General features: G+C 58.5%; 27 protein-coding genes and 1 tRNA gene. 9 read left to right on the top strand and 19 right to left on the bottom strand.

The features are described 5' to 3' along the window. Window positions 1-8: 8 nt before the first annotated feature. The 5 genes from yihA to ttcA form a co-directional block, all read right to left on the bottom strand. Window positions 9-659 (bottom strand): ribosome biogenesis GTP-binding protein YihA/YsxC, encoded by a 651-nt coding sequence (yihA, locus tag ACORLH_RS18320; RefSeq protein WP_321829802.1) that lies wholly within the window; start codon window positions 657-659, stop codon window positions 9-11. Continuing rightward, window positions 659-1,396: an MOSC domain-containing protein gene (locus ACORLH_RS18315; RefSeq protein ID WP_321829801.1), complete on the bottom strand. Its 738-nt coding sequence runs from the start codon at window positions 1,394-1,396 to the stop codon at window positions 659-661. The genes yihA and ACORLH_RS18315 overlap by 1 nt, the downstream gene beginning before the upstream one ends. Then, window positions 1,393-3,183 (bottom strand): membrane protein insertase YidC, encoded by a 1,791-nt coding sequence (yidC, locus tag ACORLH_RS18310; protein ID WP_321829800.1) that lies wholly within the window; start codon window positions 3,181-3,183, stop codon window positions 1,393-1,395. Before yidC ends, ACORLH_RS18315 begins: the two co-directional genes overlap by 4 nt. 112 nt (window positions 3,184-3,295) lie before the next feature. Continuing rightward, window positions 3,296-4,843, bottom strand: coding sequence for a GGDEF domain-containing phosphodiesterase (locus ACORLH_RS18305; protein ID WP_321829799.1), 1,548 nt, complete (start codon window positions 4,841-4,843; stop codon window positions 3,296-3,298). Between the two features lie 55 nt (window positions 4,844-4,898). Continuing rightward, window positions 4,899-5,771 carry a tRNA 2-thiocytidine(32) synthetase TtcA gene (gene ttcA, locus ACORLH_RS18300; RefSeq protein WP_321829798.1) on the bottom strand — a complete coding sequence of 291 codons (873 nt, stop codon included), beginning with the start codon at window positions 5,769-5,771 and terminating at the stop codon, window positions 4,899-4,901. 121 nt (window positions 5,772-5,892) lie between these two features. Here ttcA and ACORLH_RS18295 point away from each other — a divergent pair, with 121 nt between their 5' ends. After that, entirely contained in the window at window positions 5,893-6,429 is a 537-nt protein-coding gene (locus ACORLH_RS18295) for a DUF3833 domain-containing protein (RefSeq protein WP_321829797.1), read from the top strand. A gap of 18 nt (window positions 6,430-6,447) precedes the next feature. Here ACORLH_RS18295 and ACORLH_RS18290 read toward each other — a convergent pair whose 3' ends face one another. The 6 genes from ACORLH_RS18290 to rpmH all read right to left on the bottom strand — a co-directional run bounded on the left by ACORLH_RS18290 (window position 6,448) and on the right by rpmH (window position 8,761). Then, window positions 6,448-6,825, bottom strand: a complete 378-nt coding sequence (locus tag ACORLH_RS18290; RefSeq protein WP_321829795.1) for a VOC family protein — start codon at window positions 6,823-6,825, stop codon at window positions 6,448-6,450. A gap of 7 nt (window positions 6,826-6,832) precedes the next feature. Beyond that, window positions 6,833-7,069, bottom strand: coding sequence for a hypothetical protein (locus tag ACORLH_RS18285; protein ID WP_321829794.1), 237 nt, complete (start codon window positions 7,067-7,069; stop codon window positions 6,833-6,835). A 170-nt stretch (window positions 7,070-7,239) separates the two neighbouring features. Beyond that, window positions 7,240-7,455 carry a hypothetical protein gene (locus ACORLH_RS18280; protein ID WP_058245108.1) on the bottom strand — a complete coding sequence of 72 codons (216 nt, stop codon included), beginning with the start codon at window positions 7,453-7,455 and terminating at the stop codon, window positions 7,240-7,242. A gap of 366 nt (window positions 7,456-7,821) precedes the next feature. Continuing rightward, window positions 7,822-8,118 carry a membrane protein insertion efficiency factor YidD gene (yidD, locus tag ACORLH_RS18275; RefSeq protein WP_321829793.1) on the bottom strand — a complete coding sequence of 99 codons (297 nt, stop codon included), beginning with the start codon at window positions 8,116-8,118 and terminating at the stop codon, window positions 7,822-7,824. Window positions 8,119-8,122: 4 nt separating this feature from the next. Then, the gene (gene rnpA, locus ACORLH_RS18270; protein ID WP_321829792.1) at window positions 8,123-8,605 is read right to left on the bottom strand and encodes a ribonuclease P protein component; all 483 of its coding nucleotides are present in this window, start codon (window positions 8,603-8,605) and stop codon (window positions 8,123-8,125) included. Between the two features lie 21 nt (window positions 8,606-8,626). Beyond that, window positions 8,627-8,761 carry a 50S ribosomal protein L34 gene (gene rpmH / locus ACORLH_RS18265; RefSeq protein WP_005980833.1) on the bottom strand — a complete coding sequence of 45 codons (135 nt, stop codon included), beginning with the start codon at window positions 8,759-8,761 and terminating at the stop codon, window positions 8,627-8,629. 382 nt (window positions 8,762-9,143) lie between these two features. Between rpmH and ACORLH_RS18260 the strand changes: the two genes are divergently transcribed. From ACORLH_RS18260 to ACORLH_RS18235, 6 genes are all read left to right on the top strand, one after another. After that, window positions 9,144-9,839 carry a TVP38/TMEM64 family protein gene (locus tag ACORLH_RS18260; protein ID WP_321832851.1) on the top strand — a complete coding sequence of 232 codons (696 nt, stop codon included), beginning with the start codon at window positions 9,144-9,146 and terminating at the stop codon, window positions 9,837-9,839. A gap of 2 nt (window positions 9,840-9,841) precedes the next feature. Continuing rightward, window positions 9,842-11,257, top strand: a complete 1,416-nt coding sequence (locus ACORLH_RS18255) for a dihydrolipoyl dehydrogenase family protein (protein ID WP_321829791.1) — start codon at window positions 9,842-9,844, stop codon at window positions 11,255-11,257. Window positions 11,258-11,282: 25 nt separating this feature from the next. After that, window positions 11,283-12,710 carry a HAMP domain-containing sensor histidine kinase gene (locus ACORLH_RS18250; protein ID WP_321829790.1) on the top strand — a complete coding sequence of 476 codons (1,428 nt, stop codon included), beginning with the start codon at window positions 11,283-11,285 and terminating at the stop codon, window positions 12,708-12,710. A 97-nt stretch (window positions 12,711-12,807) separates the two neighbouring features. After that, window positions 12,808-12,884 (top strand) — tRNA-Arg (locus ACORLH_RS18245). Between the two features lie 169 nt (window positions 12,885-13,053). Beyond that, on the top strand, window positions 13,054-14,322 hold the full coding sequence (locus ACORLH_RS18240; RefSeq protein ID WP_321829789.1) for a site-specific integrase: 1,269 nt from the start codon (window positions 13,054-13,056) through the stop codon (window positions 14,320-14,322). A gap of 38 nt (window positions 14,323-14,360) precedes the next feature. Further along, window positions 14,361-15,158, top strand: a complete 798-nt coding sequence (locus tag ACORLH_RS18235; protein ID WP_321829788.1) for a hypothetical protein — start codon at window positions 14,361-14,363, stop codon at window positions 15,156-15,158. An 8-nt stretch (window positions 15,159-15,166) separates the two neighbouring features. On the opposite strand, the gene ACORLH_RS18230 is transcribed toward ACORLH_RS18235, so the two are convergent. Next, window positions 15,167-16,498 carry a pentapeptide repeat-containing protein gene (locus tag ACORLH_RS18230; RefSeq protein WP_321829787.1) on the bottom strand — a complete coding sequence of 444 codons (1,332 nt, stop codon included), beginning with the start codon at window positions 16,496-16,498 and terminating at the stop codon, window positions 15,167-15,169. Window positions 16,499-16,728: 230 nt separating this feature from the next. On the opposite strand from ACORLH_RS18230, the gene ACORLH_RS18225 reads away from it, so the two are divergent. Continuing rightward, window positions 16,729-16,974 (top strand): hypothetical protein, encoded by a 246-nt coding sequence (locus tag ACORLH_RS18225; protein WP_321829786.1) that lies wholly within the window; start codon window positions 16,729-16,731, stop codon window positions 16,972-16,974. Continuing rightward, window positions 16,974-17,180 (top strand): hypothetical protein, encoded by a 207-nt coding sequence (locus ACORLH_RS18220; RefSeq protein ID WP_321829785.1) that lies wholly within the window; start codon window positions 16,974-16,976, stop codon window positions 17,178-17,180. Before ACORLH_RS18225 ends, ACORLH_RS18220 begins: the two co-directional genes overlap by 1 nt. Window positions 17,181-17,184: 4 nt before the next feature. On the opposite strand, the gene ACORLH_RS18215 is transcribed toward ACORLH_RS18220, so the two are convergent. From ACORLH_RS18215 to ACORLH_RS18185, 7 genes are all read right to left on the bottom strand, one after another. Beyond that, window positions 17,185-17,910: a hypothetical protein gene (locus ACORLH_RS18215; protein WP_321829784.1), complete on the bottom strand. Its 726-nt coding sequence runs from the start codon at window positions 17,908-17,910 to the stop codon at window positions 17,185-17,187. Window positions 17,911-18,030: 120 nt separating this feature from the next. Next, complete coding sequence (locus tag ACORLH_RS18210; protein ID WP_420719831.1) at window positions 18,031-18,408, bottom strand: DNA cytosine methyltransferase; 378 nt, start codon at window positions 18,406-18,408, stop codon at window positions 18,031-18,033. A gap of 77 nt (window positions 18,409-18,485) precedes the next feature. Continuing rightward, the gene (locus ACORLH_RS18205; protein WP_420719774.1) at window positions 18,486-18,743 is read right to left on the bottom strand and encodes a Lar family restriction alleviation protein; all 258 of its coding nucleotides are present in this window, start codon (window positions 18,741-18,743) and stop codon (window positions 18,486-18,488) included. Continuing rightward, complete coding sequence (locus tag ACORLH_RS18200; protein ID WP_321829783.1) at window positions 18,743-19,324, bottom strand: hypothetical protein; 582 nt, start codon at window positions 19,322-19,324, stop codon at window positions 18,743-18,745. Before ACORLH_RS18200 ends, ACORLH_RS18205 begins: the two co-directional genes overlap by 1 nt. 73 nt (window positions 19,325-19,397) lie before the next feature. Then, complete coding sequence (locus tag ACORLH_RS18195) at window positions 19,398-19,598, bottom strand: hypothetical protein (RefSeq protein ID WP_321829782.1); 201 nt, start codon at window positions 19,596-19,598, stop codon at window positions 19,398-19,400. After that, window positions 19,595-19,954: a helix-turn-helix transcriptional regulator gene (locus ACORLH_RS18190; protein WP_321829781.1), complete on the bottom strand. Its 360-nt coding sequence runs from the start codon at window positions 19,952-19,954 to the stop codon at window positions 19,595-19,597. The genes ACORLH_RS18195 and ACORLH_RS18190 overlap by 4 nt, the downstream gene beginning before the upstream one ends. 210 nt (window positions 19,955-20,164) lie before the next feature. Next, window positions 20,165-21,106, bottom strand: a complete 942-nt coding sequence (locus tag ACORLH_RS18185; protein ID WP_321829780.1) for a DHHA1 domain-containing protein — start codon at window positions 21,104-21,106, stop codon at window positions 20,165-20,167. Between the last annotated feature and the right edge of the window lie 36 nt (window positions 21,107-21,142).

The raw sequence follows: 21,142 nt of genomic DNA, 5'->3' as shown, positions 1-21,142 counted from the left end.
CTTATTGTTTAAACCAGCGTTGCGATTGTGCTGCGCAGGGTTTCGATGCCGTCACCCTTTTCTGAGGAAGTCACGATCAGCTCAGGAAAGGCGGCGGGGTGTTTCGACAGTTTCTCACGCACCTGATCAAGGATCCGCTCGCGGTCTTTGGCCTTCACTTTGTCCTCTTTGGTTAGCACGCATTGAAACGTCACGGCCGAGCTGTCCAGCAGGCTCATGATCTCTTCGTCCACCGGTTTGACCCCGTGGCGATGATCCACCAGCACAAAGGCCCGGCGCAGGTTTTGCCGGCCTGACAGGTAGCGTTTCAGCAGGCGCTGCCATTTTTCGACCACTGCCAACGGGGCATTTGCAAAGCCATAGCCGGGCAGGTCGACCAGATAGTGCTCTTCACCTGCGGTAAAGAAGTTAATCTCCTGCGTGCGGCCCGGCGTGTTGGAGGCACGCGCCAGACCTTTGCGCCCCGTCAGCGCGTTGATCAGGCTGGATTTGCCCACGTTGGAACGGCCGGCAAAGCAGACCTCAATCCGGTCCGCCGGGGGCAGGCCATCCATGGCGACCACACCTTTGACGAAGTCGGTTTCACCAGCAAACAGCAGGCGACCTTTTTCGCGGGTGGCTTGATCCGGCTCTTCGGCCAGCGGGAAGGGGAGTAGCATCACAGTACCTCAAGGTGGTCGCCAAGGGCGATCTCACCGTCATTCAGGACCTCGGCGCGGATGCCGAAATCAGTGTGACCCTGGGTTTCGCGGATCGCTTTCAGCGTATTCTGATCGCGCGCGCCGGTTTCAGGGTTGGTTTCAGTTGCGCGGCAGCGCTCAATCCGGTCGATGACTTTCAGACGCACCGCGCCGATCTGCAGCTCACGGCCGACCAGATCCAACTCGGCCCATGGGGCCAGGCCATCAAGCCACAGGTTACCGCGGAAACGGCGTTGATCCAGCTCCGCGCCCAGGGTCTGACCCAGATCCGCAAGCGAGCTGTTTGACAGAATCGCCACAGCCGAAAAATCCGCATCCGCCATGCCACCCGCAGGGGCCTTGATCAGCGTATGCGGCGCCGGGCGGGCCTCAGGGTAGATCGGGGTGATCCATTCCACCACCTTGGCGCCGTCCTGATCGGGGTTCACCGTCAGGTCTGCCAGTTTCGGATGGCTCAGGGTGATCTGATCGCCCTCGGTGCGCGCGGTCACCGCCATCAGCTCGGGCCCAAAACAGCCCCGGGCAAAGTTGCGGCATTTCTGCCATGCGCCAGTGTCCTCAGCCGTGCCGGTCAGCACCGCATAAGCCCGGTCAAACGGAACAGGCCCGCCTCGTGAGAGACGGACCTTGGAGAGAGGCTCGGCCCCGATGCCTTTGATCGGGTGCCGCCAAAGATTCGCGACGGTTACGCTCATTCTTTTGCCTTCTCCTTACGTTTGAAGCTCGACTTGATGTTGCCGAAGACATCCGGCTTATACCCGTGCGAGCGCATGATCAGATACTGCTGCGTAAAGGTAATCATGTTGTTGGTGATCCAGTAAAGCACCAGACCCGAGGCAAAGCCGCCCAGCATGAACATGAAGACCCACGGCATCCAGGCAAAGATCATCTGCTGGGTCGGATCGGTGGGCGCCGGGTTCAGCTTCTGCTGCAGCCACATCGACACACCCAGAAGGATCGGCAGAACACCCAGCGAGATGATCGCCAGCAGCGAACCGGGTTCCGGCGGGGTGAAGGCCAGGAGGCCAAAGAGGTTCAGGATCGAGCTGGGATCCGGTGCCGACAGGTCAGTGATCCAGCCGGCCCAGGGCGCGTGGCGCAGTTCCAGCGTGACGAAGATCACCTTGTAGAGCGAGAAGAAGATCGGGATCTGGATCAGGATCGGCAGACAGCCCGCGGCGGGGTTCACCTTTTCCTTCTTGTAAAGCTCCATCATGCCCTGCTGCATCTTCTGACGGTCGTCGCCGGCCGCCTTTTTCAGCTCTTCCATCTGCGGCTGCAGTTCCTTCATCTTCGCCATCGAAGCGTAGGATTTGTAGGCCAGCGGGAAGACAAGCATCTTGATCACCACGGTCAGGCCGATGATGGCCCAGCCCATGTTGCCGATCATGGCGTTTAGCGTGTGCAGCAGCCAGAAGATCGGTTTGGTGAAGAAGAAGAACCAGCCCCAGTCAATCGAATCGAGGAACCCGGGCACGTTTTCATCGTTCTCATAGGTGCGGATCGCTTCCCATTCCTTGGCGCCCGCAAACAGACGGGTGTCAGCAGTGATGGTTTCACCGGGGGCCAGCGTCTGGGTCGGCTGCACCGCTTCGGTCTGGTAGACGTCCAGCTGATCCACATATTTGCGCACCGATTTGAACGGGCCTTCGGGGATCAGGGTCGACATCCAGTAGTGATCGGTGAAGCCTGTCCAGCCGGTTTCCGAAACCTGGGTCACCTCGGCGCGGGCGCCCTGGCTGGCGTCATAACCCAGATCTGCAACGTCGTCGTAATCCACCTCCGACAGTTCACCGTCGGTCATCGCGATCAGACCTTCGTGCAGAATGAAGAAGTTCTTCAGGTCTGCCGGCTCCCCATGGCGGGCGATCACGCCGTAAGGCGCCAGTGATACGGTGGCGCCACCGGTGTTTTCGACGCTCTGGCTGATGGAGAACATGTAGTTCTCATCAATCGACATCTCACGACGGAAGGTCAGGCCGGCCCCATTGTCCCAGGTCAGGGTGACCGGGGCGTCCGGGGTCAGCGTCTGATTGCCGGTGACCGACCAGATGGTGTTGGCACCCGGCACCTGATCGATGCTCAGGCCCTGGCCCGGGGCCCAGCCGAACAGCGTGTAATAGGGGTTTGCTGAGTTCAGCGGCGACAGCATGGTGACGATGTCGGAGTCTTCGTCCTGCGTTTCGCGGTAGTCTTTCAGCGACAGCTCATCCACACGGCCCCCCATCAGCGAGATCGAGCCGCTGACGCGCGGGGTGTCGATCATCAGACGCGCGGCGTCTTCGGTGATCGCCGCATTGGCGACGGCGCCGGTGTCCGCAACGGCCGGATCGGCAACGGGTGCTGTGACCTCTGCGGTCACTTCAGTCGCGTTCGGGTCGGTTGCGGTTTGTTCCGGCGGGGGGAACATAAGGAACCAAACCAGGATGACGGCAAAGCTGAGGCCAGTTGCCAAAAGAAGGTTTTTATTCTGATCGTCCATCGGGAGTGCGTGCCTGTCCTTGGAATTCTTAGCCGCTGGTTCAACAGAGTGCGGCCCCAAAGGTCAAGCGGATTCCCCCTTTCGGCGTGTGATACGCGCTGTTTTGCTGGGCTCAGCCGGTGTTGCGGTCGATCTGGCGGTCAATCTTGGGGGTTAGGCTGGGCATTGGCTTGTCCTGACGTTCGTAGTTGCGCAGCCATTCCTGCGCCTTGGCCGCCGGCATCGGACGGGCCAGACCAAAGCCCTGCACATGCCGGCAGCCCAGTTGCGCCAGCATCGAATGTTCGCCGGGGGTTTCCACCCCTTCGGCCAGGCTGTCCAGATCCAGCTGTTCAGCCATAGACAGGATCGCGGCCACCATGCGTTGCTGGCTGGGGTCGCGATCAAGGTTGGTGACGAAGGATCGGTCGATCTTGATCCGGTTGACGTCAAACCGGCGCAAGGCGGTGATGGAGGCATTGCCGGTGCCAAAATCATCCAGATCGATGGCGCAGCCCAGATTGGACAGCCGGGCCACGTTTTGCACCACTACATCATCGGGGGACGAGGCGACGACACTTTCCAGTATCTCAACTGCCAGACGCTCAGGCTGCAGGTTGAAACGATCCAGGGTCCACACCACCTTGTCGACAAGTTTGGGATTGCGCAGTTCTGCGGTGGAAAAGTTTACCCCGACACAAGGCACGATCACCCCGGCCTCATCCCAGGAGGCCAGCGCCATTAGGCTGCGGGTCAGCATCACATCGCCCAGACGTTCCATCAGACCGTTTTCTTCCATTAGAGGCAGGAAATCCGACGGCGGCACCGTATGGGTGCCCTGTTTCCAGCGGGCCAAAGCCTCCATCCCGCTGAGGGCGCCGGTGTCGGTGGATATTTGCGGTTGGAACCACGGGTGGATTGCACCGTTTTCCAAGGCTTCGATCAGCTCATTCACCTGATCTGCATGGCGGTGAGTGCGGCTGGTCATCCCGGGGGCATAGGCCCGGATGGCGGCGGGCGCATTGTGCATCGCCTCATCCAGCGCGGCCTGGGCGGCCTCAATCATCGGGGGGCCGTAGGGCATGGTCAGTTGACGGTCCAGCACAAAGCCGATGCAACAGCTGAGGTACAGCGTGGCCCCATCCAGCGCGACGGGTTCCTCCACCGCGGTCTGCAGCCGGCGGGCCAGTTGGATGGCGCTTTCTAGGTCCAGCTTTGCAACGGGGGCCAGCACAATGGCAAACCGCCCGTCCCCTTGCGGCAGCAGCCGGTCACCGGGGCGTAATGTTTGGCTCAGGCGGTCGCCAACCCAGGCCTCAATCCGTTCGGCGGCGGACAGGCCGTGATGGGTGTTTAACTGATGAAAGGAATCGATCGACAGCAGGTAAAGGCCACAGCGCTGCTTGCGGCTGTCACAGTGCAGCAGATGCTGGTCCAGCGTCTCCTCCAGACCCAGGGCCTGCCGTTTGTCTGGCGCAGTGCCGCTGTTCAGCGGCAGCCCGCCATTGAGCGCCATCACCGCCGGCAGCCCCAGTGCAACGGCCACCAGCCAGCCCTCACCACCGATCCAAAACGCAGCCAGCACCAAGGCAGGGAGGAAGGCCAAAGCCTGCGGACCAGCGACCAGCGCACGCAGCGCCTGCCGCAACTGGACCATCGCGGGGGAAAACAGCCGCATCATCTTGCCCTCTTGTTGTCAGTGGTGACAGCTTGAAGGCGAAATGATCAAGGGCAGGTTAACGCAGCTTGGGAATATCCTCAGAAATCTGATCAATTTTAGCATTCCCCAGCGCGAGCCCTGCAAAATCGAACAGTTTCGGGTCCAGCATATGGCTGGGCCGCACATTGGTCAGGGCGCGGAACATAACCTGGCGCCGGCCGGGGCTGTTCTTTTCCCATTGATCCAGAATTTGTTTCACCTGCTGGCGCTGCAGACCATCCTGCGACCCGCACAGATCACAAGGGATGATCGGATAGTTCAGCGATTTGGCGAACTTCTCACAATCCGCTTCGGCCACATGGGCCAGCGGGCGGTACACAAACAGATCGCCTTCTTCGTTGACCAGTTTGGGCGGCATGGTGGCCAGACGGCCGCCATGGAACAGGTTCATAAAGAAGGTTTCCAGAATGTCATCGCGGTGATGGCCCAGCACCACGGCTGAACAGCCCTCTTCGCGGGCAATGCGATAGAGGTTGCCGCGACGCAGGCGCGAACAGAGCGCGCAATAGGTGCGGCCGGCGGGAACCTTCTCTTTCACCACACTATAGGTGTCCTGATACTCCACCCGATGCGGCACACCCATATCTTCGAGGAACTTGGGCAGCACGGTTGAGGGAAACCCCGGCTGACCCTGATCCAGATTGCAGGCCAGCAGGTCCACCGGCAGCAGGCCGCGCCATTTCAGCTCATAAAGCACCGCCAGCAGCGTGTAACTGTCCTTGCCGCCGGACAGGCAGACCAGCCAGCGGCTGCCGCGTTCGATCATGCCGTATTGCTCAATCGCCTCACGCGTTTGACGCACGATGCGTTTGCGCAGCTTTTTGAACTCGGTCGTCGAAGGGGCGCCGGCAAAGAGCGGGTGGATATCGTCCAGATCAGTATCAAGCATGCCGCGCCCTAGCCGGTGACGGGCGTTTTGCCAAGGAAAAAACGCGGTTTCTGACCGAATGCGCCCCACGCGGTCATCCGAATGCGGCACTGGTGCGTATCAAGGGAAAGAGGAGAATTTCATGCGTGCATTTGCCCTGCTTGCCTTGGGTCTGGTGCTGGGCCTGGCCCTAAGCGCCTGCGGCAAACCCAGCCTTGAGGATCCAAAACTCAGCGATAAGGCGCTGAATCTTGAAGAGTATTTTGATGGCCGCACGGTGGCCTACGGTCAGTTCAATGATCGCTTTGGCACGGTGCGGCGGCGCTTTGAGGTGGTGATTGATGGCACTTGGAATGGTGAAGTCCTGACCCTGGTTGAGGATTTCACCTATGCCGATGGCAGCAAGGAAGAGCGGATCTGGTCCCTTGTCAAAACCGGGCCAGACAGCTGGCAGGGCACGGCAGCGGGCGTGCAGGGCGTCGCAACCGGGGAGGAGCGGGGCGATACGTTCAACTGGCGTTACCAGATCGATCTGCCGCTGCCAGAGGGGGATACGCTGCGGGTCGATTTTGATGATTGGATGTGGCTCCTCGAGGATGGGCGGCTTCTGAACCGCGCCTACATGAGCCGGTTTGGCGTCACATTGGGGGAGGTGATCATCTTCTTTGAAAAGCGCTGATCGGCTTAAGTGACCGGTCTATCCGGTGAGGCGCCATGGTGGGAAGCGTCGGTTTTTGCCTGCGTAATAAAGGCAGAGGCGATGGCCCGAAGGATCCACAAGCCATGCTTCCCGCCAGAGCCAGGGCTGATCCATTGGCGGATGCTCAAACGCGATGCCTTTTGCCAGTAACTCCTGATAGCGCGCATCCAGATCTGCCACCTCGAAATATAGCGCGGGGCCATTCTGCGGTGCGGTTTCAGACAGATGCAGCGACAGGGTTGCGTGGCCTTCGGGGAGTTCGAACCGAGCGTATTCGCCACGGGCAGAAACGATCAGCGTCAGCCCGAGGCGTTGATAAAAGGTGACGGAGGTGTCGAAATCGATCACCGGCAGGGTCACTTGGTTGAGGTTCATGGCAATGTTACCGCAGCACGTCGCGGTGATCAGGCGCCTCGGGGGCAAGCCCCATATCGCGGCGCAGATGCTCTGACAGATCCCCCCGCCGCAGGCGATCGACCCGGCGCAGATCGGGCACCAACAGAATCGCGCGTAACACGCGCCAGCGGCCATGGCGTTCAATCAGCTGGGTGATGGCGGCGGTTAGCCGGGCACGCGACCGTTGGCGTGAGATGGGGTGTTGAGGCAAGGCAAGTGACATGAGCTTTCTCCTTGGTCAGTGTCATCTGCCAAGGGTGATAAAAGCTAAAGTGCACTTTAGCTCAAGACCTTTATGCCTCTATTTGCGAAATAATTTACCAACGCGGAAATTGCGCGGTGGGGGCGGGCGCTGAGGCACTCCCAGCGGGAGGTGTCTCAGCGCCCGCTGCGTTACCGCATGCGTCTCGGTGGGGGGGCAAGTGTCGGCAAGCCCATGTCACGACGCAGGTGATCCGACAGCGCAGCTTCGTCATGGCGGCGACGCCGGTGGCGCAGGTTGGCGCTGAACAGCGCGCGCAGCACCGCGATCAGCCCGTGGCGGGCGATCAGTTCTTCCAGGATAAGATTCGGCCGCAGTCCGGCCGCTGTGGTTTCCAAACGGGTCATATGTCTTACCGGTCGGTGATGACCGGTCCCTTGGTTAAGTGGATGTGAGGGTCGAAATCGACGGTAAGGCAGCGGATCAGCACAGGGGCTGGGGCAAAGCTCAGACGGTAGATTTCGAAGGTGAGAGATCCGGCAAAGGATCAGGAATGGCGAAGCGGGATCTTAGATCAGAGCCAGCTTTTGACGGCGAAACAGCGCCACATTGCCATAGCAGGTCCAGCCGAAGAGTGCGTTTGAAACAGAGATATTCATGGTCGCCCTCCTTGCTGATTGTTGGACCTGCGGTGGGGATACCGTAGTCGGTGCCATTTCCAAAGCCCGGAAAACCTTACCCGCAGCCAAGGGCTGGGTTGTGTGGTTTTACGGTCACTCGCCCGTGTCTTTGGAGGCTTTGTCGTTCTGCGGTGCGCTGTGGCATCCGCAGGATCCGCCGCTGCCCTCGGCACCGGGCACCGGATCATAGCCGTCACCGCCCCAGGGATGGCAGCGGCCAATACGGCGCAGGGTCAGCCAGGAGCCTTTGATCGCACCGTGTTTTTCCAGAGCTTCCAGCGCATAGGCGGAACAGGTCGGCTGATAGCGGCAGTTGAAGCCGACCCAGGGGCTGAACACCAGCCGGTAAAACCGAACGGGCAGGGCAGCGATATGGGCAAGCGGGCTCATCTGCTTAGGTCTGGTCCTTAGGATCCTTGCGGTGTGGCGCTTTGCGGCCCTTGTCACCCTCCTTGCTGGGGCGGGGCGGCTGATGCAGCCGTTTCAACGCATAGATAAGGTCACCCTGCAGCTGTTCAAAGGGGCGCGCGGCGGTCGCATCGGCGCGACCGATCAGCACATAGTCATATCCGGGCAGGCCGTGGTGAGGCAGCACCAGGCGCGCGGCCTCGCGCATCCGCCGTTTGGCGCGGTTGCGGGCAACGGCATTGCCAACCTTTTTGGAACAGGTGAAGCCGACGCGAATCCCTGTTGCGGGTTCATCGGCCTGTCGTTTGCGGGCCTGCACCATCATGCCGCCCGTGCCCTGTCGCCGCGCCTTGGCGGCGCGCAGGAAGTCTGACCGGTTCTTCAGAACCGTCACACAAACAGAAACCGCCGGGGGGCTATTCCCCATGTCGGCTATTGCGCCTGTCATGGGGGCCTCCGGCGGTGTCATCTGTCCGATAAGTGGCTGAGCTTATGCGCTCAGCGACTTGCGGCCACGTGCGCGACGTGCATTCAGAATCTTACGGCCTGCTTTGGTGGCCATGCGCGCACGGAAGCCGTGGCGGCGTTTGCGAACCAGGTTCGAGGGCTGGTAGGTGCGTTTCATCGCTCCGTCTCCATCTTGTCTAAGGGCCAGACAAGCGGAATCGCTACGGCCCGATATATAATCCGAGGCCCGTCCTTAGGGCGGATTTCGGCAATAGTCAAATGCCCAAATAGGGTTTTGCAACAAAAATGCTGCAACTTTGAGCGTGGGATCGGGGTTTGTGTTACAAAGCCCGGAAAATCGCCCTGTTTTCTGCCTCAGAGTGTCACCTGAGATCAAGCCAGCGTGAGGCAGCTGTGAGAGATCTGTCAAAAAAGTCCCCAGATCTTCATCTTGGTGGGGAACAAGACATGTGGTGCCTATGGTGATGACAAACGATTCCCTCCCTCCTCAACCTCGCTCGGCGGCGGCGCCGGCTAAGGCAGACAGCAAATCCGGGCTGATGCGCTACCTGCCTTTGGCAGTGATCGCGACGGCAGCGGTACTGGGCGGGATCTATCTGCGTGATGTCTTCAGCTTTGAGGCGCTGGCGTCGAACCGGCAGATGCTGATCGAGTTCCGCGATGCCTACTATCTGCTGAGCGCTGTGGTGTTCATCGCGCTTTATGTGGGGATCGTCGCCTTTTCATTGCCCGGGGCGCTGATTGCCACGCTGACCGGTGGCTTCCTGTTTGGTGTCTTCCCCGGCGCCCTGTTCAACGTCACGGCGGCAACGCTGGGGGCTTCGGCCATATTCCTGGCGGCGCGTTGGGGCCTGGGCGAACGGCTGGCTGCTAAGATGGATGCGGGCCATGGCGCCGTGAAGAAGATCAAAGAGGGCATTGATGAAAACCAATGGTCGATGCTGTTTCTGATCCGTCTGGTGCCGGCGGTGCCCTTCTTTGTGGCCAATCTGGTGCCCGCGCTTGTTGGCGTGCCGCTCAACCGCTTCATGATCTCAACCTTTTTGGGCATCATCCCCGGTGGCTTGGTCTTTACCTCGGTTGGGGCCGGATTGGGCGAAGTGTTTGCGCGCGGCGAAACACCAGACTTGGCGGTGATCTTTGAACCGGCCATTCTGCTGCCTATCCTTGGGCTTTGTGCGCTGGCTGCACTGCCGATCGTCATCAAGGCCCTGCGCGGCCAGAAAGGGCTCTGATCATGGCTGAGATTAAGACGGATCTGCTGGTCATCGGGGCCGGCTCTGGTGGCTTGTCTGTTGCGGCGGGGGCCTCGCAGATGGGGGCCGATGTGACCCTGCTGGAAGGCCACAAGATGGGCGGTGACTGCCTGAACTATGGCTGTGTCCCCTCCAAGGCGTTGCTGGCCGCGGGCCATGCGGCCCATGCGATGGGCGCAGGGGCTGCAATGGGAATCACCCCGGTCGCGCCTGAGATCGACTATGCCGCCGCCAAAGATCACGTGATGCAGGTGATCGACCAAATCGCCCCGGTCGACAGCCAGGAACGGTTCGAAGGGTTCGGCGTGCGTGTGATCCGCGAGTTTGGCCGGTTCATCGCGCCGCGCGAGGTGCAGGCGGGTGAGGATATCATCTCCGCGCGCCGCATTGTGATCGCCACCGGATCATCCCCCCTGGTGCCGCCGATCAAGGGCCTGCAGGATGTGCCGTTCTTCACCAATGAAACGCTGTTTGAGCTGTGCGAAAAGCCCGCTCATCTGATCATCATTGGTGGTGGCCCCATCGGTATGGAAATGGCGCAGGCCCACGTCCGGCTGGGCTGCAAAGTCACCGTCATCGAGGCGATGCAGGCGCTTGGCAAAGACGATCCCGAACTGGCCGCCATTGCGCTGGAAAACCTGCGCGCCGAAGGGGTGGAGATTCTGGAAGACGCACCGGCGCAGGAAATTGTGGGGCAGGCGGGCAATATCGCTGTGGAAACCCCCAAGGGCCGGGTGCAGGGCACGCATCTGCTGATGGCCGTGGGGCGCAAACCCAACATCGACGCGCTGGATCTGAACAAAGGCGGTATTGCCCACACCGGTAAAGGCATCACCGTGGACGAGAGTCTGCGCACCTCAGATCGCAAGGTGTTTGCCATCGGCGATGTAGCGGGGGGCATGCAGTTCACCCATGTGGCCGGCTACCACGCCGGGCTGATTATCCGTCAGGCGCTCTTCGGGCTGCCCGCCAAAGAAATGACCGCCCATATCCCCTGGGCCACCTACACCGATCCCGAGATTGCACAGGTGGGCCTGACCGAGGAACAGGCGCGCCAGATCCATGGCGACAAGCTAGAGGTGGCGCGCTTTGAATACGCCCACAATGACCGCGCCATAGCGACGCGGCGGACCACCGGGTTGATCAAGGTGATGGTGGTCAAAGGACGGCCGGTGGGCGCCTCTATTGTGGGGCATCAGGCAGGGGAGTTGATCGCGACCTGGTCTCTTGCCATTGTGAACAAAGTGAAAATGTCGGGGATAAGTGCAATGATTGCGCCCTATCCGACGATTGCAGAGGTTAACAAGCGGGCCGCGGGTGCCTATTTCTCACCGAAACTGTTTGATAACCTTCGTGTGAAAAAGGTAGTGCGGCTGGTGCAGCGCTACCTGCCATGACCCCAAGCCCCTGAACGGAGCGCCCATGCTGAATTCGCTGTCCGGCCGGTTTCTGATCCTGACTATCATTTTTGTGATGCTGGCAGAGATCCTGATCTTCGTGCCGTCGATCGCGCGTTTCCGCGAAGATTATCTGTTGTCACGTCTGGAACGGGCGCAGATCGCCTCGCTCGCGCTGCTGGCGGATGACATGATCTCCCCCGATCTGGAGGAGGAGCTGCTGCGCAACGCGGAAGTCTTCAACGTTGTTCTGCGCCGCGATGAGGCGCGGCAGTTGATTCTGTCCGCTCCGATGCCGCAGCAGATCTCGGACAGTTTTGACCTGCGCGGCGCAACCGCCTTTCAATTGATCCGTGATGCAATGGCGCGGTTGTTTGATCCTGATCCCAAGGTGATCCGGGTGATCGGCAACCCGGTGCGTGAGGCCGGGCTGCTGATTGAGGTCACGATGGAAACCAGCGAGTTGCGCGATGCGATGATCGATTACGGCCTGCGGATCCTGATCCTTTCGGCGGTGATCTCGGTTGTGACTGCGTTCCTGCTGTTCCTTGCGGTGCAGGCCCTCCTGGTGCGGCCGATCAAAGGTGTGGTGCGCCACATGCAGGCCTATGCCCGCGATCCCGAGGATGCCCGCCGCATCATCAAACCCGAATCTGGCCTGCGAGAACTGCGCGAAGCCGAAGAAGCGCTGGAAACCATGCAGGTGCAGCTGACCGGATCCCTGAAACAGAAGGAACGTCTGGCGCAGCTGGGCGGTGCAGTGGCCAAGGTCAGCCATGACCTGCGCAACATGCTGACCTCCGCCCAGCTGTTTACCGACCGGATTGAAATGTCGCAGGATCCCGGTGTGAAACGCATGGCGCCGAAACTGGTCAACTCCATCACCCGCGCGGTGCACCTGTGTGAGGCAACCCTGGCCTTTGGCAAGGCAGAAGAGCCGGCGCCGCGATTGGAACGGGTGGTTCTGGCCGATCTGGTCAGCGATGTGATTGACAGCGAACGCCTGTCCGCTGGGGAACATGACCTCAGTTTTGCCGAAGACATCCCCTCCACCCTGCAGATCCGCGCGGACAGCGAACAGATTTACCGGGTGCTGGCTAATCTGGTGCGCAACGCCCGTCAGGCGGTGATGCAGTCCGGCGAAGGAGGGGAGATCAGCGTCGCAGCCCAAGAACATGAGGATCATTGGGTGATTCTGGTCAGCGACACAGGGCCGGGTTTGCCGAAAAAGGCGCTGGATAACCTGTTCCGTCCCTTCCAAGGCGGGGTGAGTAAAGGCGGCACGGGCCTTGGTCTGGCCATCGCGCAGGAGCTGATCCGCGGTCATGGCGGCCAGCTGCGCCTTAAGAAGACCGGTGAGTCGGGGACGGTGTTTGAAATCGACCTGCCCAAGGGGGATCTGGAACTGGCGATTGAGCCGGAGTTCGACAATGGTGAGGTGGCAACACACTGATTTTTAATCATTTTCAAAGAAAGTTTCGAAGAATTTCATTTTTCTGTCGTTTTCCGGTTGCGCCCCCCAGCGCCACAGCTTAAAAGCCGCCACACACGGACCGATAGCTCAGCTGGATAGAGTACTTGACTACGAATCAAGGGGTCGGGGGTTCGAATCCTCCTCGGTCCGCCACCAAAAGCCCGCCTATATGGCGGGTTTTTGCTTTTTAAATCAGGCCCTTACGCCGGTTTGTCCTTCCCCTAGAATTGCGTGAATCCCCAAATTGCAACTCAAATTGCAACTCAAATTGCAACTCATTAGGGGGTATAAATGCGCTGCGAAAACTCGCTAGAATGCCCGCATGACGATTATGAAGCGTGGCAAATACTATTACTTGAAAAGGCGCGTCCCGGCTCGGTTCAAGCACCTGGAGCCAAGGGAGTATGTCTACACCAGTTTGCACACGGACTCCGCCTCCGCGGCCGAGGCGAAAGCCACCTCAGTTTGGAGCGAATTGACCGGGGCATGGGAAGCCGAACTGGCTGGAAGCACCGCCCTTGCGCAAGAGAGGTTTGATGCGGCTCAGAGGCTGGCTGAACATCGCGGGTTTCAGTGGCAACCCGTGGCCCAAGTCGCGGAGCTACCCACTGATCAGCTGTTGGAGCGCGTAGAGGCCGCCACCATGACCAATGGGCAGCCGAGCCGGATTAGAGGCGAGGCTTTCCTAGGAGGTGCGGAGAAGCCAGCTTTGACCGTTTCCGCGGCGCTGAAGGAATATTGGGCGCTGTCAGCTGATGCGCTGCGCGGAAAGAGCGCTGACCAAGAGCGGCGCTGGGCCAATCCACGCAAGAAAGCGGTCGGCAACTTCCTGAAGGTAGTGGGGGACATTCCCCTAGACCAGCTCTCCGCAGATCACATGCTGGATTTCCGGGAATGGTGGTGGGACCGCATTGAACTGGAAGGATTGACGCCAAACAGCGCGAACAAAGATTTTACCCACTTCGGCAAGGTTATGAAGACCGTTGCCCGAATGAAGCGTTTGGGATTTGCCCCGCCCGTTGATGGCTACCGCTTCGCAGACGGCCAGTCACGGCCGCGCCCTCCTTTCCCCACAGACTTCATCCGCGACAAAATCTTGGCGCCAGGTGCGCTGCGCGGCATGAATGATGATGCGCGCCTGATCCTATTGGGCATGATCAACACCGGCTATCGGCCAAGCGAAGGCGCCGGCCTGCTGCCGGAACATATCGTGCTGGATGCCGAGGTTCCGCACATCGATATTCAGCCGGTCGGTCGCGCCCTTAAGACGCGCCGATCGCGACGGAAGATCCCTTTGGTCGGGGTGAGTTTGGAGGCGTTCAGGGCAATGCCTGGCGGTGCCCCTAGGTATCGAAACAAGGCGAGCGTCACGCTGACCATCAACAACTTCCTTCGCGGCAATGGCCTCACTCCTTCTTCGGACCACACTTGCTACGGCCTGCGGCATTCATTTGAGGACCGCCTGCTGGTAGCTGGTGTTGATGAGCGAGTGCGACGTGACCTCATGGGGCACGCGCTGAACCGTGAAGAATACGGCGAAGGCGGCGGGCTTCAGTTACGCCACGAGGCTGTGAGTAAGATTGCGCTTTGACGACAACTTTATGAATTTGCACCAGGGTAGAGAACACAATGAAAAAGCTAGAACATGCAATTTTTTGGATCGCCGGAGCTATCTTCCTCTGCGCTTCGCTCAGAGCGGTTTGTCTGCAAGATGAGATAGAGGCATCAGCTTTCTTTGGTCTGGCTGCGTTCTCGTTCTTCTTTCCGAAGTTGACCGAGTTTAAATCGTTTCAAGGATTAGGCTTCAATGTCGAAAACTGGGAGAAAACCCAGCAAGACGCCAATAACCTACTAGATCGACTGAAGACATTGGTTGAGGTTTACACCCGGGAACTCGTAGAGGCCCGGGTTCAAAAAGGGCGCTGGGCAGATGCCCCAGATTGGAAAGGGATCAACGAACTGTTTACGCAGCTAACCTCTCAACATTCCGCACTGCAACAGGACTTAGATTTTTCTGATCTCAAAAAGTCTATGGATGATTGGCTGCTCTACGATGCTGTTAATAACGTGCTTAACGCGGCGCAAAACGCCACTGTGACGAAGTCTGTTGCTCTTGCCCAGAAAAAGATTTCCGAAAGGTTTCCGCAGCCAATCTCCGATGCTAATGGATATGGAGAAGCCGTTCAGAAATGGCGAGAAATTCCTGCTCGGGCGAATCTCTCGGAATGGAGGAATTCCAGTGATGTAGCTGCCGCCGCGCTTGATTGGATTTCAGACGTTCGCAAGAAGCTCAAAACAGATTTCGACATCGAGCTGGAAGTGGATGATAAGACGGTTACGGACTTGGAATATCTTTCGTCACAGCACAAAGCTCGCCCTCTAGTGTACACAGACAAACTCTATGATCTTGCGACTTATCCGGGATGACAGTTCAGTCACACTGGCACTCTCATAGTCAAGAAATGGAAGGTGCTAAAGAGTACCGCCGCGCCCTGAACCCAAAAAAGGAAGTCATTGGTTTTAACAAGTTGGCCCCAGGTGAAGCCCAGAGGTTTCCCCAAAAACTCGACCTCCTCGGATAGAGAAAATATTTCTGGAAGCCTGCGGGCAGTCTGACTTAGCTCAAGCAGCATAGTCTTGCGGAGTAGGACAACGCGCAACGCGTTGAACAGCAGAGCGGCAATAAAAGTGAGAAAAGTCCAATGAAGCTGGTATCCGGCCTGCCAGCTTAGGCCGCCATTGACGACGTAGCGGCAGAACGCATCCCACAAGGCAATGGATTTGACGTGCTGCCCTTCGGCGAAAGAAGCTTCCGCATATCTTGAGACCACAAACCAAAGATATGGGAATGCAAAAACAGTCAAGAATATCAGGTGCAGGAGTGTCTTGAACCCGCCGAAAGATTGGCGCAGCTCTGCCACATCATCCTTGATGTCCATTTGCATCCTCATGCCCTTGGTAATGCCCCCGTTGTCAGTCATGCAGGCTAAGCCGAAGTTTTCCATGATGGCGCCTGTCAACTTCGCGCTGGCGAAATTGGTCGTTTCATCAAAGTGGCATCCGCGGAAATCGGCACCTCTGAGATCTGCGTTAGTAAATCGGACCCCACTGAGTTCAGCCCCGCCAAAATCAGAGCTATCCATAGCAACTAATTCTTGGAAATAGACATCGCCTAGCAAAGCGTGTTTAAAACTGACTTTTTTTTCAAAGGTTAAGTGGCAAAGTTCAACTCCGCGCGCGAACAGGCTGTGATCAAAGGTTGCAGTCTTGTTGAAGTTGCAGACGTGTAGTCGAGAACCAAAACCAATTCGAGTTCGAACAACAGCAACATCTGAAACAAACTCGGAGTTGCAGATCTCCGCCTTGTCAATTCTTGCATCTAGAAAACGCACAGGTCCTTGGAAGGTGACAGAATGGCAAATCAGAGACTTGAGAAAGCTGGTATGAGGAAAATTGGCGAAATGTTCGAAAGTAGCATTGTCAAAAAGGACATCATCACAGAATTTCGCCATGGTGAAAACTGCTGGTCCCTTGAATGTCGCGCCGCGGAAATCAGTGACTCCTGGAAACTTAAGATTTGAAAAGTCTGCGTCTTCACTAAAAATGTGGCTACTGAAATCTATCCTGCATTCCTTTTCGGCTCGTCTCTTCCAATCGGTATTGTTAGAAACTACAGCAACGTCCAAGTCTTTCTTTGCAGCCTCGGCCCACTTGTTCCATTCCTCCGGGCCCTTTTTAAGAAGCTCAAGTGCGTGTTCTCGTCTCATTATAGTTTTCGCCTGCAACAGAGAGTGGATGTATTCTGGGTTGTTCGTTTGTCGCTTATAAGCGATCTTACCGCGAATTTTAGCAAGTGTGTAAGTGGTATCTTCGGAATGGGGCCCAATTCTTGCGAGGCATCCGTCTGGGGTCGAGGTCAAGTTGAAAATAGGGGCAAATGCCCCTACTTTGATTCCTGTCAGAGGGGCACTGCGCCCCGCCAGATTGGAGAAACACAATGCCCCGTCTTGATTTTGCAAATGCCCCCAAACTGCCCGCCGGTATCGGCGCTCGTATGCAGGCAGTAGCCGATAAGCGCATTGCTGAGGGGTGCCAAACCAAGAGTGGCAGCATAATGCGCACACCTGAACAGGCTCAGTTCATGGACGATTTGGCCGCTTGGAAAGCCGCTGGGCGTTCGGAGGCTGGCCTTGTGCAACTCAAGGCACGCGAAGCGGCACTGAAAGCGGCGGGACTCTGGTGATGACGCCGGACCAGATCAAGGTAGCTCGCGTAACGCTCGGCCTGACGCAGGCGCAGTTGGGGAAGATGCTGGACACCGATGGTCAGACCGTTCGCAGAATGGAAATGCCTGAAGGCGCCAATACGCACCGCAAACCTGCGGTGCGCATGATCCGTTTGATCAGAGCCTATCTGCAAGGATATCGCCCCTCAGACTGGCCCAAGTGACCCTCTATGCAATCGTCTCGGATTGCTTCTTCAAACGCTTGGATGAACGGCGCCGCTTGGTGCGGATTGATTGCATTGCCGTAGCCCCGCAATAGCCCCACTCTACCGGATATCCCATGAGCCAGCGGGAATGTTCCGGGTTCAACTGGCCGCCACTTACCATCCCGGCTGAACAGCCAGTCAGCAGCGCCCCAGAACCCGTCAGTCGGGCGGGTGTCATGCTCTGCTTCAGCAGATCTACCACCTTGCGACTGTAGTCCGTGTTTCCCGCCGGATTGTAGACCCCTGGTTTGCCCGGGTTGCCTGCCATTGGCGTCGGCCAAGATGCCAGATGCACGGCTTGACCTATCGGAAGGCCCGCCCCGTTCCCGTTGTTGTGTTTTTCTTTCAATCTCGCCAGTCGTGCCTGATGAATTGCAGGGTCGCTGAAAACATTCATCGCTTGCGCGTCGGTCGTCGGCCAGCCGGTCAGATGAACCTGCCGACCCAATTGGTCCATCCGGTTGCGGTTGCTGCCGTCTGGATTGATGCCGGTCGCAGCCATCCCCGCTGTGTCTTTCCAGTCCCGCGCTGACGCTGTTGCCCAGCCCGCCTGCAACACCGCATCGAATAATTCGTTGCTTCGATCTGGATTCGTAAATCTCTTCGCCTGCCCCCGCCCGAACCATTTGAGGCATTCGGCGTTGGCCAGGCCGCCAAATTGATCGGGGTCCTTTGCGCGATGATCCAAAGCGCTATTGCCAAAGCATTGGCCGGCGGGACGTCGTAGATCGACGGCCCCGAAAAAGGTGCGCTGGCGGATGTGCGGGGCGCCGACGCCCGCAGACGGAATATCGGTCGCCCCAACGGCTTAGTGTGCAGCTTCCAGCCGATCCGATAGATCGTCGATCCACGCCCAATCAGGCGAGCGGCCAGCAGCTTTTCTAGACGCCCCTGCAGCCTTTCCGAAGACCGCCGAGCTGGCGACCTGTTCGCCAAGCAACACTCCGGGGCGGCCGGCCCGCACCAGGCTGACAAATTTGGGGGCAAGGTGTCGCTGGTCGTCTCGCCCTTTACCTTCGCCGGCAACTGAGAAGGGTTGGCAGGGTGGGGATCCGGTCCAGACGGGCCGGCTATCTGGCCAACCCGCGAGTCGCAGGGCGCATGACCACCCCCCGATTCCTGCGAAGAAGTGACATTGAGTAAGCCCCACAAGGTCAGTTGCTTCGACATCCAAGATTGGGGCCATGTGCCCGGCCTTGATTAATTCCCGCAGCCATTCAGCTGCTTCGGGGTCAAATTCGTTGTAATAGGCGATTGGTTGGGTCACGCGGCGGCACCAGAGTTTTGCCCCATCAAGACGGGTGGCCGACAGTTCCAGGCCGCTACCGCGCTTTGTATGCGGCCCGCTCGATCAGCGATTTTTGAATCGAAGTAGGTTTGAACGAACCGCTTTCCCCCGCATGTACATCTGAAACCAAATGCGTCGTGTGCGTTCTCGATTACTTGGGGTTTGCTGCCGCAAAACGGACAGGGCGCGATCTCGAACTCAAAATTGTCGATTTCGACAATATACCCGGCCATTATTTCACCTCTTCGTCGGGGTTCAGGTCAAACCGGCGGCAGAGATCTGACGCAGAGGTGCTTCCCAGTTGGAATTGGTCTTTGACAGCGACCCAGCGCGGGTGTTTGCCGCGGGTACTGCGATCTCGCGCATTGCGAACGGCGCGCTTCAGCAACGTTTGGTCCGTGATGCCGCCCGGTTCCGCTGGGTGGTATTTGCGCCAATACTGCAGCGCTTGCTCCATTGTGCGATGCCGAGATCCCACGCCTCCTGTTCGGCCGCGGCCAGAGTGCATCATGATCGTGATTTGCTTAAAGGTGTGGGCAGAGATGCTGACGCGGATGCAGCGGTCATGGGCGCCCAAGACCAGCCTGGTGAGGCTGTCGCCGTCAGCCGTGGCCATCTCGCCGCCATAGGGCGCGATGTTGAACGCGCTGAACCGGTCGCCGAAGTTGGTTTTGTGCCAATTAACGTTCAAGTTATAAGCGTTCTGAGCAAACGCATCGCACAGCAAATCGATATGATCGCGGTTGTTCTGGTTCAGCTTATCCTGCGGGATGCCCAACCAGAAAGACGGGCTCTTTTCTTCAATATCTTTCATGGAAACCTCCTGTCGTCCGTCGCTGGCCCAGGCGCGCTGGGCCAGAAAGAGGCGTCTGTCGGATTTGGTTGGGTTAGTTCTCTTCTGCGGTCAGAGCGGAATGACTCTCTCGCTCGCGCTTGCGCGCATCGTTAAGCTCCAGGACCAAAAGAATTGCGATCACCGTCAGGGTCCAGGCAACGCCTTTCCCGGCCGTCTCGGCGAGGTTGAATAGAAATGCATCAGACTTCGTTTCGACCTTTTGCATGCTGTGCTTGATCATGATGTCGCTCATGCCGCGCGCTCGCTGATCACTGCTGTTATCAGGCCTGTGATGTTGTGCTTGACCGCACCGGGTGGCAGCTGCGCCAATTGGCCAGCGAGCTTGGCAATCTCAGGATCCAGAACAGGGCCGCCACCACCGGTTTCGTCCAAGCCTTCGAAGAAGTACGAAATCTGGACATCCAGGATGGCAGCAATCTCATAGAGCTTGCTTGCGCTGATCCGATTGCGCCCCAGCTCGTACTTTTGGACCTGCTGAAACGAAATGGTCAATTTCTTGGCTACGTCGCCCTGCGTCATCTGGCGCATCAGGCGAAGGTTCTTCAGGCGCTTGCCGACGTGAACGTCGACAGGGTGAGAGTCAGACATGGTTTCCTCCTGAAATATCAGATTGTGCGCTGGGCGTTTCCGCAGCTGCGCTGGATTGGTTCTTGCGAATTGAGGGGATGAGGCGCCCTACGTGGCCGCGCCCGTTTTCTGAGATGATGGCGAATGAGACAGCCTCGTTGCCTTCGCCGCGGCGCGCAGAAGCCACGAAGTCGCCTTGCACGATGCTGCTGCCGATGCTGATGCAGGCCTTCAAAAGCCCGCAGCCTCTAGAACTTCTTCAACCGGGCAATCACCTTCCCAACCTTTGGGCATGGTGAAGCCAGCGGCGCGGGGATGGCCGCCGCCGCCGTAGGCTTCTGCGATCTCACCAACGTTGATGGCGCCTTGCGAACGCAGGGAGAATTTCCGGCTGCCATCTTTCTGATCAAAGTAGGTCGCTGCAAAATCTTCACCGCGCGCCATCAGGTGCCCACCCTCAGACGCCATGACAAAGGGCAGGTTTGCGACCGGCACCACACGGCCGCCGATCACCATGTCACGGCGAGAGGCCGCCACCAGGTCACGCATCATTTTGGATTTGGCTCTGTCGATCGCATAGCCGTTGCGCGCTGCATAGTGGCGCAGGCGGGCGTCTTCCAGCATATTGGAAAGGCTGTGCCACTCGCCAAAATCGAAGTCATGCGAGCCAATGAACGCTGAAACCGCGTGGCTGTCTGGAAGGTCGAAGCGCCAGAGGTCGCGATCAGCCACATATTCGATCAACTGCGGGCGCGGCAGTTGGGGATTGAAGAAGTCCCAAGCCAGCTGCGCGCCACTGCGGGACATATCAAATTGGCAGGCGGGCTCCCCGGCATATGCCTTGACCGCTACCGCGTCAGTGTGGGCCATCCAGAGGCTTTCACTTGCGATCGGATTGAATGGGGGCGGAAACCCGGTCAGTTCGCGCTCAGCGGTGTCATGGTGATCTAGAACCAGGACAGTACGCGCGGCCGCGGCTAGTTCCAGCATCTGCGGGCGTTTGTAGCTGAAATCCACCAGGATCACGTCTTGCCCAGACACATCGGGCAAGGGATCGCCATAGGCTGCAGGGATGTACTTCACCTTGCCGCCAAGCGCGCACCAAACCACATAGGCGGCGGTGAAGCCGTCAGCGCAGTTTGCGTGATAGATGCAGGTAGTGCGGTTGGTCATCGTTTTTTCCTTCAATAAACAGATCACGGGGCAGCC

This window comes from Thalassovita sp. (assembly GCF_963691685.1).
Lineage (GTDB): Bacteria > Pseudomonadota > Alphaproteobacteria > Rhodobacterales > Rhodobacteraceae > Thalassobius.
The sequence above is the reverse complement of the archived record's forward strand: the minus strand, read 5'-3'. Positions and strand labels throughout refer to the sequence as shown.